A 13381-nucleotide genomic window follows, 5' to 3' on the forward strand; every position below is an offset into this window, starting at 1 on the left:
AACACCTACGACTGCGCGGAGTCTGTGGTATCACATGCCATATCAGTTCGAGTGTCCCAGGGACGGCTGTTCCTTCGAGCTGCGCTGTGATGCCGATTCCGAGGCGGCGCGGCTCGCGAGAGCCCACGCCCGCGTCGCACATCGCACCCGAATCGCGCCGGCGGATCTCGATCGGTGGCTCGAGCGAATCGAGGCCGCCTGAATCGCCGACTGCCCGACGGCTACCGTTGCCGCCCGCCGCCGTGCCACTCCAGTATTCGTTTGTGACCCCACTTCTCTTCCTCGTCGCTCGGGTCGCCGGTGATCTCTCTGAGCGAGTCGGCGTCTCGCTCCGCGAGGAACTCGGCGAGCGCGTCGGCGTAGTCGGCGATCGCCGCGACCGTCTCGTCGTCCTGTAGCGCCAAGGCCGTCGACATCGAATCCGGCATCTCGTCGGGTTTGGCGTACGTTTCCTCGCGAGCGTAGTCGGCGACCCCCCGCAGGGTCTCCGGCGAGAGGTCGTCGAACTGCTCGAGCAGGAAGTCGGGAATCGCGTCTGGGGGTTCCGGTGGCGTCATCGCTACGAGCTAAATAGATATAATGAATATTAATGTTTGTGACTGTGTGAAACACTAACTGGTGACAGTTGGTATCGAGCGAGGGATCGACCCACCGAAGCATTAAGACGCTGCGGAAGCAGGGTGAAAGTGATGGCAGACGACCCCGAAGAGGGGATGTTGTCGTGGGACGAATCCGTGTTCCGGGACGAGCACGTCTTCGAGATCGACTACGTCCCCGAGACGTTCAAGCACCGCGAGGGCCAAACCCAGAGCCTGACCTACGCCTTGCGCCCGGCGGTGCGGGGGTCGCGACCGTTAAACGTCGTGGTTCGGGGGCCGCCCGGGACCGGCAAGACGACGGCGATCCAGAAACTGTTCGACGAGGTGGGGGCCCAGACGAGCGAGGTCCGAACGATTAGAGTCAACTGTCAGGTCAACGCGACCCGCTACTCCGTGTTCTCGCGGCTCTTCGAGGGCACGTTCGACTACGAGCCGCCCTCGTCGGGCATCTCCTTCAAGAAGCTGTTCGGCCAGATCGCCGAGAAACTCGTCGAGGAGGACAAGGTACTGGTCGTCGCCTTGGACGACATCAACTACCTCTTCTACGAGAACGAGGCCAGTGACACGCTCTACTCGCTGCTGCGCGCCCACGAGGAGTACCCCGGCGCCAAGATCGGCGTCGTCGTCGTCTCCTCCGATCCCGCACTCGACGTGATCGACGAACTCGATTCGCGGGTCCAGAGCGTGTTCCGCCCCGAAGACGTCTACTTCCCCGTCTACGACCAGCCCGAGATCGTCGACATCCTCGAGGAGCGGGTCACGCGCGGCTTCCACGAGGGCGTCATCGGTCGGGAGACGTTGGAGTACGTCGCGGATCTGACCGCCGAGAGCGGCGATCTGCGGGTCGGAATCGACCTGCTGCGCCGCGCGGGGCTCAACGCCGAGATGCGCGCCAGCCGCACCGTCGAGCGTCAGGACGTCGAGGACGCCTACGAGAAGTCCAAGTACATCAACCTCTCGCGGAGCCTCTCGGGGCTGACCGACACCGAGCAGGCGCTGCTCGAGGTGATCGCCGACCGCGACGGCGAGCAGGCCGGCGAGGTCTACGAGGTCTTCCACGACCGGACCGACCTGGGCTACACCCGCTACTCCGAAATCGTCAACAAACTCGACCAGCTCGGGCTGATCGACGCCGACTACGCCGACGTCGACGGCCGCGGGCGCTCGCGGTCGCTCTCGCTGTCCTACGAGAAAGAGGCGGTCTTGGACCGGCTCGAGTGACCCGTTTTCGCGGGTCGACGGCCCGAGACCGATGACTATTCTGGCCGGTCGCTTACCCGTCGATGACCTGTACGCGGGGTATGCCCTCGCTCCTCTGTTACGGCTCGTACGGGTTCGTCGGGAGCCTGATCGCTCGCGAGGCGATCGACCGCGGACTGGATCCGATTCTGGCCGGTCGCGACCGCGATCCGCTCCGCGAACAGGTCGACGATCTCGGACAGCCGGGCCGACGATTCGATCTCGAGGACCCCGCGGTCGTCGCGGCGGCCCTCGCGGACGTCGACTGTGTCTTGAACTGCGCCGGCCCGTTCTCGAACACCGCCGACGCGCTCGTCGAGGGGTGTCTCCGAAGCGGGACCGACTACGTCGACATCACCGGCGAGATTCCCGTCATCGAGGGGCTCGAAGATCGGGACGACGCGGCGGCCGACGCCGCCGTCACCCTCCTCCCGTCTGCCGCGTTTTCGACGGTTCCGATGGACTGTCTCGCCGCGCATCTCGCCGAGCGGCTCCCGGACGCGACCGATCTCGCGCTGGGCGTCGACTCGTTTCGCGTGCCGTCGATCGGGACGATACGGACGGTCCTCGAGGGTGCCGATACCGGCGGTGCCGTTCGCCGCGACGGCCGACTCGAGAGCGTGCCGACGGCGTGGCGGACCCGCGAGATCGACTTCGGTCGCGGCGAGCGGCCGGCGGTCACGATGCCGATGGGAGACGTGTCGACGGCCCACTACACGACCGGGACCCCGAACGTCGAGGTGTACGCGGTGATGCCCCAGCCCGCTCGGCTGGCACTGCGATCGCACCGCTATCTCGCGCCGCTGTTCGAATCGAAGTCGGTTTGATGGGCGCTGAAGCAGGTGGCCGGCGTCCGCGAGGGGCCGTCGGAACGAGCCCGCGAACGCGGGTCGGCGTATATCTGGGGCGAGGCCAGGACCGACGACGAGCGGGTCGTCTCCCGACTGCGGACCCCCGACCCGTACGTCGTGACCGTCGACGCGGCCGTGACGACCGCGCGGCGAGTACTCGCCGGCGGGGTCGACGACGGGTTCCGGACCCCGGCCGGTGCGTTCGGCCCCGAATTCGTGCTGGAACTCGACGGCGTCGACGGCTACTTCGACGAGTCGACGCCGAACGCGTCGTCACCAGTGAGTCCGCTGCTCAGGTGACGACGCGTTCGGGAGCGCCCTCGTCGATCCGGGACCACAACGCTATACCCGCTCCCGTTCGTACCCTGCGATCTACCCAGAATGGACACCGATCCCTTGGCCGATCCTCTCGAGGACGGCGCGGGCCGCTTCGAACCGCACTCGACGCCCGCCCACGTCGAGGATCTCTTCGACGGGCTCACGGACTTCGCGGCCGACACCGAATCGAGCGACGCTCACGAGGAGATCCGCGAACTCGAGGGGCTCCTGTCGGCGGCCCACGAGCGGGGGCTGATCGATTCGCGGGTCCGGGGGCTCCGGGTCAGCGACGCGATCGAAGCGTTCGTCGGGAGCGTGATCTTCACGTCCCCGCTGCTCGTCGAGGACGGGGTCTTCGACATCGCCGACTACCTCTTCGAGGTGACGGTCCATTCGATCCCAGTCTTCCTGCTCGCGAACACGCTGTTCGTCGTGACGATGACGTACGCGCTCGTCGAGTGGACGGGCCGGGACAAGACGGAGGCCGAGCTCCTCTTCGGCCGCGTCCCGACGCGGGTGATCATGATCCTCGTCGTCTCCTTTCTCACCGCGGCCGTCCTGATGACCGTCTGGGGCCGGGTCGGGAACTGGCAGCCGCCGACCGAAGCCCTCGCCCGCATCAACGTGCTCTGGACCGTCGGCTCGCTCGGCGCCGCGCTCGGCGATATCCTCTCGGTTCAAGACTCCGCGCCGTCCGCTGTGGCCGATCGCGACGGCCTCCGAGCCGGCCGAGACGGGGCCCGCGACGGACGGCACTCGGCTTCGACCGCGACCCAGACCCCGACCGCGGCCTCGAGCCGACGGTTGACCGATATCGAACTCGTCGACGCGATCCTCGAGCAGTTCGACAGCCTCGAGTCCCACGCCGACGATCACGAGGAACGCCACGAAATGCGGCGTCTCAGGGAGCGAACGAGACACGCGACCCTCGACGACACGTTCGGCGACCGGATCCGGAAGTACACCACCCGCGATATCGCGGAGGCGTTCGTCGGGAGCATCTTCTTCGCCGTGCCGTTTCTGGTCGAGGACGGCGTCTTCGACGTCGCCGAGTACTTCCTCTCCTTTCGGGTCGGCGGGTTCCCCGTCTTCTTCCTCGCGAACGCGGCGTTCGTCTTGCTGATGGTGATGGCGCTCGTCTACTGGGCCGGACCACAGGACGTACAGGTGCACCGGCCGATATTCGGCCTCGTTCCGCGACGCATGGTCGGCATTTCGGTCGTCTCGTTTCTGACTGCCGCGGCGCTGATGACGATGTGGGGACGGGTCGCCGACTGGCACGACCCCGTCGTCGCGATCGCTCGCATCAGCGTCGTCTGGACCGTCGCCTCGTTCGGCGCCGCGCTCGGCGACATTCTGCCCGGCGAGAGCTCCGGCGACGACATCAACGACGACCTCGCGGAGATCGGCGGTCGGCTCGAGGACATCGTCGAGTGATCCGCGGCGCGACCCCGGCAGGTGCCGCCCGAACCGTGACGTGACGAGTCCCCGTGGCCACGGACATGGACCAGAACGCACTGCTCGAGACGGTGGGCGACCGAGCCGCCACTGACGCGGACGAGGACGCGGCAACGGACGCGACGCGGGCGGTCCTCGAGACGCTCGGCGAACGGCTGAGCGAGGACGAGGCCGCGGACCTCGCCGCACAGCTGCCGGGGGATCTGAGCCAGCACCTCACGGGGGGCGAGTCGGGCCAGCGCTTCTCCGAGGAGGAGTTCGTCTCTCGGATCGACCAGCGCATGGACACCGTCGAGTTACACGGCGAGGAAGCGGCGACGACCGTCCTCGGGACGGTCCTCGAGGCGGTCGACGAGAGCGAGCGCGCGGCGGTCGTCGACCAGTTCGAGGACTACGGCTTCGAGGAACTGCTCGCGGAGACGGACGCGGACATCGACGCGGCCGATCGCACGCCGGGAGAATACTGATCGTCGCGGATTCGGTACCGCCGTCCGTTCGTGTTCTCAGGCCTGATCGACGGTCTCGCGGTAGTCCTCGACGGAATCGATCGCCGATTCGACCTTGTCTTCGGTGTTGCCGTCCGCCTGCTCGCTGACCTGTCGGAGCGTGTTGAGTCGCTCGTCGAGGATGGCGTGATCGGGTGCCGTGTCGCTCATCACGTAATCGGCGAACGCGTCGGTCGTCTCGCGGATGTCCTCGCGAATATCGTCGCTGTCCGCCGATTTCGCCGCTTCCTCGAGATCGTCGCGGGCCTGCTGGAGTTGCTCCGTCATGGGCGGACGGACGGGGACTCGAGTCATAACGGTTGGGCGAGCAATCGCCACGTCCGTCCGAGACCCGAACGCGTCAGTTCCTGCTGAACGTTTCGCGGGTCACGTCCGGGGTCGATATACCGACCGACTGATCAGCCGCGCAGTTCGTCTCCGGCACTGGCACCTATCTCTCTATCCCTGATACTGTCGAATTCGGCAGCCATAGCCTTCGAACCGAGTAGATCGTCGAATGTCGACAAAATCGGAATTTCGCTTCCTCGAGCCATGACGCTCTCGAAATCGCCCGTCAGTGCCATATCTTGTGGCTTATATGGGGGGCCAGCCTGTTCAGTATTGAATACATGTCGTCTCGGTTACGCCATCCGCTCGTCGCCGTCATCGTCACGCTGCTCTTGACCGTTCCGTGGATCGGAACGTTCCTTTCCCACGGCGGTTACGGAACCGTCCATCCGAGCGAAAACATCGCGGCCGGTCTCGCCGTCGCCGTCGCCGGAACCGCGATCCTCGGCGCGGCGTTCCTGCTCGCGTGGGCGGCCGAAACCGCCGAGAAAGACGTTCCGCAGGCGTTCGCCATCGCGGTGCTGGCAGTCCTGGCCGTGGCTCCCGAATACGCCGTCGACGCGCTGTACGCCTGGCAGGCCGGCGCCGGCTCCAGCGAGGCGGGCAACCTCGCGGTCGCCAACATGACCGGTGCGAACCGGATTCTCATCGGTCTCGGCTGGTCGGGGATCGCGCTGTTCAGCATCTACCGCGCGACGTACACGGCCGATCCGGCGGTCGAACACCGCTCGGGAACCCTCGCGGACGTGGTCACGCTGGACCGCGCGATCTCCCTCGAGATCGTGTTCCTCCTCGTGGCGACGGCCTTTGCGTTTCTCGTCCCGCTGGGCGGCGGTATCGGGATGGTCGATACGCTCGTTCTCGTCGGCCTCTACCTGCTCTACCTCCTCGTGATTATTCGGAGTGACGTCGACGAAACCGAAGCACACGTCGGTGTGCCCGCATACTTCCAGGGCCTTCCCACGCTCCAGCGGGTGGCAGTCGTCCTCTTCGGGTTCGCGTTTTCGGGGGCGATCATCTTCACTGCGGTACATCCGTTCGCGGAGGGCCTCGAGCAGGTGGGCCTCCAGTATGGCATCCCCGAGTTCTTCATGATCCAGTGGCTCGCTCCGCTGGCCTCGGAGAGCCCCGAGTTGATCGTCGTCGCCTATCTCGTGAACAAAGCGCGGACGACCGCGGGATTCAACGCGCTCATCTCCTCGAAGCTCAATCAGTGGACGCTGCTCATCGGGACGCTCGCGGTCGTCTACTCGATCTCCGCCGGGAGCGTCGGAACGCTCCCGTTCGATTCGAAGCAGGTCGCAGAGATCTGGATCACCGCGGCCCAGAGCTTCTTCGCGATCGCCATCCTGACGAACTTCGAGATCAGCACCCGCGAGGCGCTCGCGGTGCTCGGACTGTTCGTCACGCAGGTCCTCGCGGAGTTCTACGTCATCCGGGCGTACACCGAGCCGGTCGTGACGGAGCTCAGTATGACCATCCTCTACGGCTACACCGCCGTGTACGTCCTGCTCGGTCTCGCCTTGTTCGTCCGGCGACGCGACAGCGTCCGCGAACTCCTCGAGCGGACCGCGTTGACTACGCGGGCAGCGATCGGTCGAGGGCCCAGACCGTCCCAGACGGAGCACGCGGACTGACTCATCGGTCGCCGTCGTCTCCGCTCGCGGTCGCGTAATGCGAGCGCGTAAAGTGCCTTGACCTCTTGATACCGATAATGAGTGACGCGCAAGGTCCCCTCCAGCCGGACCGTCCGGACGTCGATCGGCCGTTTCGGGTCGATGCCCCCTTCGAACCCGCGGGCGATCAGCCCGAGGCGATCGAGCAACTAGCCGACGGATTCCAGTCGGGGATGGACAGACAGACCCTGCTCGGGGTGACCGGCTCCGGGAAGACCAACACCGTCTCGTGGACCGTCGAGGAGATTCAGAAGCCGACGCTGGTCATCGCCCACAACAAGACGCTGGCGGCCCAGCTCTACGAGGAGTTCCGGAACCTGTTTCCGGACAACGCCGTCGAGTACTTCGTCTCCTACTACGACTACTACCAGCCCGAGGCCTACGTCGAGCAGAGCGACACCTACATCGACAAGGACGCCTCGATCAACGACGAGATCGACCGCCTGCGCCACTCCGCCACCCGGTCCCTCCTCACGCGCGAGGACGTCATCGTCGTCGCCTCGGTCTCCGCGATCTACGGCCTCGGCGACCCGCGAAACTACATCGACATGTCCCTGCGACTCGAGGTCGGCGAGGAGGTCGGCCGCGACGAGCTACTCGCACAGCTCGTGGACCTGAACTACGAGCGCAACGATGTCGACTTCACGCAGGGCACCTTCCGGGTGCGGGGCGACACCGTCGAGATCTACCCGATGTACGGCCGCTACGCGGTCCGCGTCGAACTCTGGGGCGACGAGATCGATCGCATGGTCAAGGTCGACCCGCTCGAGGGGACGACCCACGGCGACCAGCAGGCGGTGTTGATCCACCCCGCGGAGCACTACTCGATTCCGGAGACGAAACTCGAGCAGGCGATGGACGAGATCCGCGACGATCTGGACTCCCGGATCTCCTACTTCGAGCGGAAAGGCGACATGATCGCGGCCCAGCGCATCGAAGAGCGAACGACCTTCGACCTCGAGATGATGCAGGAGACGGGCTACTGTTCGGGGATCGAGAACTACTCGCTGTACCTCTCGGATCGCGAGTCGGGCGAGGCCCCTTACACCCTCATGGACTACTTCCCCGACGACTTCCTGACCGTGGTCGACGAGTCCCACGTGACCCTGCCCCAGATTCGGGGCCAGTACGCCGGCGACAAGTCCCGGAAGGACTCGCTGGTCGAGAACGGCTTCCGGCTGCCGACCGCCTACGACAACCGCCCGCTCACCTTCGAGGAGTTCGAGGAAAAGACCGACCAGACGCTGTACGTCAGCGCGACGCCGAGCGACTACGAGCGCGAGGAGAGCGAGCGGATCGTCGAACAGATCGTTCGGCCGACCCACCTCGTCGACCCGAAGATCGAGGTCTCGGACGCCAGCGGACAGGTCGACGACCTGATGGACCGCATCGACGAGCGCATCGACCGCGACGAGCGCACCCTCGTCACTACCCTCACCAAGCGCATGGCCGAGGACCTGACCGAGTACCTCGAGGAAGCGGGCGTCGACGTGGCCTACATGCACGACGAGACGGACACCTTGGAGCGCCACGAGATCATCCGCTCGTTGCGATTGGGTGAAATCGACGTGCTCGTCGGGATCAACCTCCTGCGGGAGGGACTGGACATCCCCGAGGTCTCGCTGGTCGCGATCCTCGACGCCGATCAGGAGGGGTTCCTCCGGAGCGAGACGACGCTGGTCCAGACGATGGGGCGGGCGGCCCGAAACGTCAACGGCGAGGTCGTCCTCTACGCCGACGAGCCCTCGAACGCCATGGAGTCCGCGATCGAGGAGACCCAGCGCCGCCGCGAGATCCAGCAGGAATACAACGAAGACCACGGCTTCGAACCGACCACGATCGAGAAGGAGATCGGCGAGACCAACCTCCCCGGCAGCAAGACCGACACCAGCGAGGTCTCCGGCCGGGAACTGGAAGACGAGGACGACGCCGCCCGCTACATCGACGAACTCGAGGCCCAGATGGAGGAAGCCGCGGGCAACCTCGAGTTCGAGTTGGCTGCTGATATTCGCGATCGGATTCGCGAAGTTCGGGAGGAGTTCGAACTCGAGGGCAGCGACGAGGGGATCGCACCGCCGAGCGATGAGTTCTGACCACCCGATCTCATGGCCGAAGCGGCCGGCCTGCCAGAGCACACCTGTCGTCTCGCTCGACGACGCAGTCGCCGAGCGTTATCGGTGAACAGCCGAGACCGTCCCGTCTGCAACGATGTAGAGCTCGTCGTTCGCAGCGAACAACGCGTCGACGGTCGTCTCGAGAGACTTCCGCCATCGACGCGTCCCAGCCGTCAGGTCCCACGACTCGACGGCGTTCGTGCCGGTAAACGCAGCGACGAACGAGTCCTCGAACGTGACGATTTCCGGTGGGGTATAGACGAGTCCGTCCGACGCGGGACTGCCGACCTGCGGAACGAACTTCATTCCGCCGTCCCACGCCGCCGAGCCGTCCGGTTCCAGCCCGACGAAGTCGCCGCCGTCGCCCTCGAGAACGACGTAGTCATCGGTCGTCGTGATGAGTTCGTGATCCCGTTTGCTCCACTCGATCGCCCCCGTCGTTCGATTGATCGCACAGGTTCCCGGGAGCGGGTCGTTCGGTGATGCAGTTGCGATCACGGTCCCGTCGACGCCGACCTCCGGCGTCACCTTCGAGATGTCGAACCCGGTCTCGATCGTCGTCGACCAGTGGTTTCGCCCCGACTCGACATCGATCGCGTGGAGGCGAGTCGGATCGGTTCCGCCGTATATCGATGCGTACAGCGTCCCGTCGACCACCCCGCCGTCGCCGTACCGGTCGTCCGTGACCTCGAACCGCCACTGCTCGATCCCGGTGTCCCGATCCAGTGCGACCAGCGCCGCCGTCGACTCCGCCCGAACCCAGAGCACGATCGATCCGTCCACGACCGCGACCGGGGCCCGGTCGTCCCCTTCTTTAAACGTCCACGTGACGGAGCCCTCCTCGAGGTTGAAGCCCCGGTATTCGTCTCCTGGCACAAGGCCGAACGTCGGGGTGTACGTGTAGATCATGTTCCCTTCCCACGTCCATACCGTCTCACCGGTTTCCGGATCGAGACCAACCGTTTCGCGCCCGTTAGAGGCGTAACAGACGATCGTCGACTCGGCCGGGTAGAGCCGCTGGTAACTGCCACCGACGTGCCACCGCTTCTCGCCGTTCCGGGGATCGACCGCGAGGACACCTCCCGAACCATACGCATAGTAGCTGTTCTCGTCACGCTCGAGGCCGGCGATGGACGTACTGGAGTGTCGCCAGGAAACGTCGCCGTCGTCGCGTGTGAGCCCGAGGAGTTCCCGTTCGGCGGCGATGATCGTTCGCGCTTCGGTACCCTCGATCGCCAGAACGTCGGATACGTCGTACTCCCACGCGCTCGATGGCGGTTCTGTATGGAGGAATGACGAGACGCAACCGACGGTCGTCGTAATCGCCCCGGTTGCCATCGCTTCGAGCGCTTCGCGGCGTCGCATGCGCTCCCTGTCAGAGGCCGACACTTAATTCAATTGTGATGAGTAGCGGTTACACGTTCGGTTCACGAGGTGCAGTCGCGTTCCAGCCCCGGAATCGAGATCACAGCACGCCGAATCCGAACTCCGCCATGCCGAAGACAGGCCCCCACAGGAAGTGGAGCGCGACGCCGACGACGACGGCGGGCAGGAAGTTGTAGATCGAGGCGACGATCGCCGCCTTGGCGTCGACGGCCAGCAGCGGGAACAGGGCGTCCCCGTCCTGACAGATCGCGTTGGCGGTGAGCGCGGAGAACGGGAGCTCGCCCCCGGCATAGACGCTCGCTAACAGGATCTGCGGTCCACAGCCGGGGATCAGCCCCACGACCGCGCCGCCGATCGGGGCGAGGACGCCGGCCGCCGCGGCGAGGCTGGCGACGTTCACGCCGGTCAGGAGGACGCCGTACTCGTAGAGCAGGAAGGCCGCGAGCACCCAGACGGTGACGAAACTCGTCTCCATCGCCGCGTGGGTGAGCGTGTCGTAGACCGACCCGAAGGAGTCTCGAGCGCGGGCGATCTCCCCTTCGCCGACGTAGTGGCGGCCGATCGCGTAGAGGTACAGCGACAGCGCGGAGCCGACGATGCCGACGACGGTGAACAGGCCGTCGAAGCCGACGCCGAGCGCGAGCGGCACCTCGGGACCGCCCCGCAGCAGGTAGAGCGTGCCGAGGGCGAGCCCCGCGACGGCGATGGCCCACCACGCGACGTGTGCGAGATGGGAGAGCGGCGTGAGCACTCGAGAGCGTCGATCCGGTCCCGTTTCGTGGGCGTGGGTCGGTGCCGGGCCGCCGTAGTCGTGGGCCGGGTTCGGCCCGACGCCGCCGTTGACCACTGCTCCGCCGTCCGGCGTCGCGTCGGGCGAGAGGTGCGCGACGGCGGCGTCGATTCTCGAGACGCCCAGCCCGACCGAATCGACGAGGTAGCCGGTCGCGACGGAGGCGACGAAGGCGATGGCGTAAGCGTACAGCGCCGCTTCGGGCGCGAGCGCGAGGATGACGAACGCCGAGTCGCCCGCGGTCGCGCCCAGCGTCGCGACGACGGTGCCGAAACTGACCGTACCGCGGACGTACAGCGGCATGACGACGATCGCGCCGCCACAGCCGGGCGTGAGCCCGAGCAGGCCGCCGAACAGCACCTGTAGTCGCTCGTTGTCCTCGATCGCGGCGATCACGGCCCCGTCGGTCCAGTACTGGAGCAGCCCGAACGCGAGCACCGTCACGGCGACGAACGCACTCACCTGCACGTAGCCGTCCCGCAGCGACTCGAGGAGAACCGTTAGAAGCTCGTTCATGGCCGGTCACTCGCGGGGTGCGAGTTCGCGACTCGAGGATTAGACATCTCTAAATAAGGGTTTAGCAGCATAGAATAAATAGTTGCTGGTGGTGGCAGTCTCTCGAGAGAATCGCCGAACGAGCGCTCACGCGGCCTCGTCGGTGCGCCGACGGCGGCAACGACGGACGGACTGGCTCGCGTAACGGCCGGCGAAACGGGAGCGGCGAGAGCAACGTCTCACGTCGCTATTCGTGATCGTCCCGCAGGTGTTCGATCGCGTGGAGCTCGACGACCGGGAACACTTTGGCGACGGTGAGGAAGAAGAGTCCGACCATCCCGATCGTGCCGATAATCGACAAGATCTCGATCAGGCTCGGGACGTAGACGCCGGGCGTCGCGTGGTAGATGTCCAACGTCGGGTGCAGAAAGCCCTCGACGACGAACAGCACCTTCTCGATGATCGTTGCGGTCAAGACTGCGATGCCGGAGATGGCGGCTCGGCGCTTGGTGAACAGTTCCGGGCGGATCGACTGCGCGAAGATGTAGGCGAGCACGACGAAGACCAGACTCATCGCGAAGACGTAGATGGGGGTGGTGGCTCTGGCGACCGCGGCGTGGGTGAGATCGACGGGCGCCGTGAACAGCCCGGTGATGTTCTGCTGGAGCTGCAGCCACAGGAAGAGCAGACAGAAGAAGCCGAGCCACAGGAGCAGTCCGCGGAAGATGTCGTCGGTGATGATGTGTTCCCAGTCGTAGGCGCGACGGAACGCAAAGGAGAGGAGGATCACGCCGCTGATCGCCGAGGTCAGCGCGATGGTGAGGAACTGCGGTCCTTGGACGCCGCCGAACCACGTCGGCATGGTCGGAATCACGGCGAACAGCCACGGAATCACGCCGCCGTGGAGCAAGAGCGGTGCCATGATGATGATCGCGAGCGCGAGCCACCAGACCATCCGTTCGACGGCCGCGTCTTCTCTCTCGGTGTAGCCGATCGTCATGAGACTGTAGATCGGACCGAGCTGGTCCGGGAGCTGATCGCGCAGTCGGCTGATATCGTAGCGTAAGGTGAGCGAGAGATAGGTCGCCGTCAGGACGAAGTAGGCCGTGATGACGGTCACGTCCCATACCAACGGCGATGCGTGGACCGTCACGTGATAGTGGCCGAGGACGCTCGTGACCATCCGGTCCGGCCGGCCGAGGTGGACGATGATGTAAAAGCCGGCCGCCGAGAGCCCGGCGATCGTCAGCAACTCGGCGAGTCGCGCGACGGGCATGTAGCGGTCCATGCCTAACAGCCTGACCGCGGCCGAGAGGATAATGCCGCCGTGGGCGATGCCGACCCACCAGATGAACGCGCCGATGTACACCCCCCACGTCGCGCCGCCCCCGCTCCCCCAGTCGCCGAGGCCGGTGACGGCAAGTCCCCGCTGTAACTGGAAGGCCCAGCCGATCAGGAAGGCGACGAAGGCCAGTCCCGCGACCGCGACCAGTATGAAATACGCTTTCGATACCTGTCCGATCGGTCGCAAGATGTCGGCCTCGCTGGGCGTTTTCGTCCCCATCGTGCTACGGTGGAACTCACCAGCGGCTCACTTGCGTCCCTGCGATGCATTTGCAAGG

General features: G+C 65.7%; 12 protein-coding genes and 1 pseudogene. 7 read left to right on the forward strand and 6 right to left on the reverse strand.

The genetic code is table 11. From position 1 onward, the window contains the following. Positions 1 to 34: 34 nt before the first annotated feature. On the forward strand, positions 35 to 202 hold the full coding sequence (locus tag ACT4ML_RS11955; protein WP_444721068.1) for a DUF1059 domain-containing protein: 168 nt from the start codon (positions 35 to 37) through the stop codon (positions 200 to 202). A 19-nt stretch (positions 203 to 221) separates the two neighbouring features. On the opposite strand, the gene ACT4ML_RS11960 is transcribed toward ACT4ML_RS11955, so the two are convergent. Continuing rightward, the gene (locus ACT4ML_RS11960; RefSeq protein ID WP_444721069.1) at positions 222 to 557 is read right to left on the reverse strand and encodes a hypothetical protein; all 336 of its coding nucleotides are present in this window, start codon (positions 555 to 557) and stop codon (positions 222 to 224) included. Positions 558 to 689: 132 nt separating this feature from the next. Here ACT4ML_RS11960 and ACT4ML_RS11965 point away from each other — a divergent pair, with 132 nt between their 5' ends. The 4 genes and pseudogenes from ACT4ML_RS11965 to ACT4ML_RS11980 all read left to right on the forward strand — a co-directional run bounded on the left by ACT4ML_RS11965 (position 690) and on the right by ACT4ML_RS11980 (position 4932). Continuing rightward, positions 690 to 1820: an ORC1-type DNA replication protein gene (locus ACT4ML_RS11965; protein ID WP_444721070.1), complete on the forward strand. Its 1131-nt coding sequence runs from the start codon at positions 690 to 692 to the stop codon at positions 1818 to 1820. Positions 1821 to 1900: 80 nt separating this feature from the next. After that, positions 1901 to 2989 (forward strand): annotated as a pseudogene (locus ACT4ML_RS11970) (saccharopine dehydrogenase family protein). A gap of 81 nt (positions 2990 to 3070) precedes the next feature. After that, complete coding sequence (locus tag ACT4ML_RS11975; protein ID WP_444721071.1) at positions 3071 to 4444, forward strand: hypothetical protein; 1374 nt, start codon at positions 3071 to 3073, stop codon at positions 4442 to 4444. Positions 4445 to 4509: 65 nt separating this feature from the next. Continuing rightward, positions 4510 to 4932, forward strand: a complete 423-nt coding sequence (locus tag ACT4ML_RS11980) for a DUF2267 domain-containing protein (protein WP_444721072.1) — start codon at positions 4510 to 4512, stop codon at positions 4930 to 4932. Between the two features lie 36 nt (positions 4933 to 4968). On the opposite strand, the gene ACT4ML_RS11985 is transcribed toward ACT4ML_RS11980, so the two are convergent. Beyond that, positions 4969 to 5238, reverse strand: a complete 270-nt coding sequence (locus ACT4ML_RS11985; protein WP_444721073.1) for a DUF7553 family protein — start codon at positions 5236 to 5238, stop codon at positions 4969 to 4971. A gap of 131 nt (positions 5239 to 5369) precedes the next feature. Beyond that, positions 5370 to 5534 (reverse strand): hypothetical protein, encoded by a 165-nt coding sequence (locus ACT4ML_RS11990; protein WP_444721074.1) that lies wholly within the window; start codon positions 5532 to 5534, stop codon positions 5370 to 5372. Positions 5535 to 5579: 45 nt separating this feature from the next. Here ACT4ML_RS11990 and ACT4ML_RS11995 point away from each other — a divergent pair, with 45 nt between their 5' ends. Further along, positions 5580 to 6935: a sodium/calcium exchanger protein gene (locus ACT4ML_RS11995; RefSeq protein WP_444721075.1), complete on the forward strand. Its 1356-nt coding sequence runs from the start codon at positions 5580 to 5582 to the stop codon at positions 6933 to 6935. A 77-nt stretch (positions 6936 to 7012) separates the two neighbouring features. Beyond that, positions 7013 to 9067, forward strand: coding sequence for an excinuclease ABC subunit UvrB (gene uvrB, locus ACT4ML_RS12000; protein WP_444721076.1), 2055 nt, complete (start codon positions 7013 to 7015; stop codon positions 9065 to 9067). A 78-nt stretch (positions 9068 to 9145) separates the two neighbouring features. Here the strand turns inward: uvrB and ACT4ML_RS12005 are convergent, their stop codons facing one another. The 3 genes from ACT4ML_RS12005 to nrfD all read right to left on the reverse strand — a co-directional run bounded on the left by ACT4ML_RS12005 (position 9146) and on the right by nrfD (position 13323). Continuing rightward, positions 9146 to 10453 carry an outer membrane protein assembly factor BamB family protein gene (locus ACT4ML_RS12005; protein WP_444721077.1) on the reverse strand — a complete coding sequence of 436 codons (1308 nt, stop codon included), beginning with the start codon at positions 10451 to 10453 and terminating at the stop codon, positions 9146 to 9148. A 100-nt stretch (positions 10454 to 10553) separates the two neighbouring features. Further along, positions 10554 to 11780 carry a putative manganese transporter gene (locus ACT4ML_RS12010; protein ID WP_444721078.1) on the reverse strand — a complete coding sequence of 409 codons (1227 nt, stop codon included), beginning with the start codon at positions 11778 to 11780 and terminating at the stop codon, positions 10554 to 10556. A gap of 226 nt (positions 11781 to 12006) precedes the next feature. Continuing rightward, positions 12007 to 13323 (reverse strand): NrfD/PsrC family molybdoenzyme membrane anchor subunit, encoded by a 1317-nt coding sequence (nrfD, locus tag ACT4ML_RS12015; protein WP_444721079.1) that lies wholly within the window; start codon positions 13321 to 13323, stop codon positions 12007 to 12009. Between the last annotated feature and the right edge of the window lie 58 nt (positions 13324 to 13381).

Source organism: Natrinema sp. LN54 (genome assembly GCF_052439245.1).
GTDB classification, from domain to species: Archaea; Halobacteriota; Halobacteria; order Halobacteriales; family Natrialbaceae; genus Natrinema; species Natrinema versiforme_A.

Bases quoted from the DNA above. Each gene is read 5' to 3' on its own strand.
- ACT4ML_RS11995 (WP_444721075.1), top strand. From the start codon at position 5,580: ATGTCGTCTCGGTTACGCCATCCGCTCGTCGCCGTCATCGTCACGCTG.
- ACT4ML_RS11955 (WP_444721068.1), top strand. From the start codon at position 35: ATGCCATATCAGTTCGAGTGTCCCAGGGACGGCTGTTCCTTCGAGCTG.
- ACT4ML_RS11985 (WP_444721073.1), bottom strand. From the start codon at position 5,238: ATGACGGAGCAACTCCAGCAGGCCCGCGACGATCTCGAGGAAGCGGCG.
- ACT4ML_RS12010 (WP_444721078.1), bottom strand. From the start codon at position 11,780: ATGAACGAGCTTCTAACGGTTCTCCTCGAGTCGCTGCGGGACGGCTAC.
- uvrB (WP_444721076.1), top strand. From the start codon at position 7,013: ATGAGTGACGCGCAAGGTCCCCTCCAGCCGGACCGTCCGGACGTCGAT.
- ACT4ML_RS11975 (WP_444721071.1), top strand. From the start codon at position 3,071: ATGGACACCGATCCCTTGGCCGATCCTCTCGAGGACGGCGCGGGCCGC.
- ACT4ML_RS11990 (WP_444721074.1), bottom strand. From the start codon at position 5,534: ATGGCACTGACGGGCGATTTCGAGAGCGTCATGGCTCGAGGAAGCGAA.
- ACT4ML_RS11980 (WP_444721072.1), top strand. From the start codon at position 4,510: ATGGACCAGAACGCACTGCTCGAGACGGTGGGCGACCGAGCCGCCACT.
- nrfD (WP_444721079.1), bottom strand. From the start codon at position 13,323: ATGGGGACGAAAACGCCCAGCGAGGCCGACATCTTGCGACCGATCGGA.
- ACT4ML_RS11960 (WP_444721069.1), bottom strand. From the start codon at position 557: ATGACGCCACCGGAACCCCCAGACGCGATTCCCGACTTCCTGCTCGAG.
- ACT4ML_RS11965 (WP_444721070.1), top strand. From the start codon at position 690: ATGGCAGACGACCCCGAAGAGGGGATGTTGTCGTGGGACGAATCCGTG.
- ACT4ML_RS12005 (WP_444721077.1), bottom strand. From the start codon at position 10,453: ATGCGACGCCGCGAAGCGCTCGAAGCGATGGCAACCGGGGCGATTACG.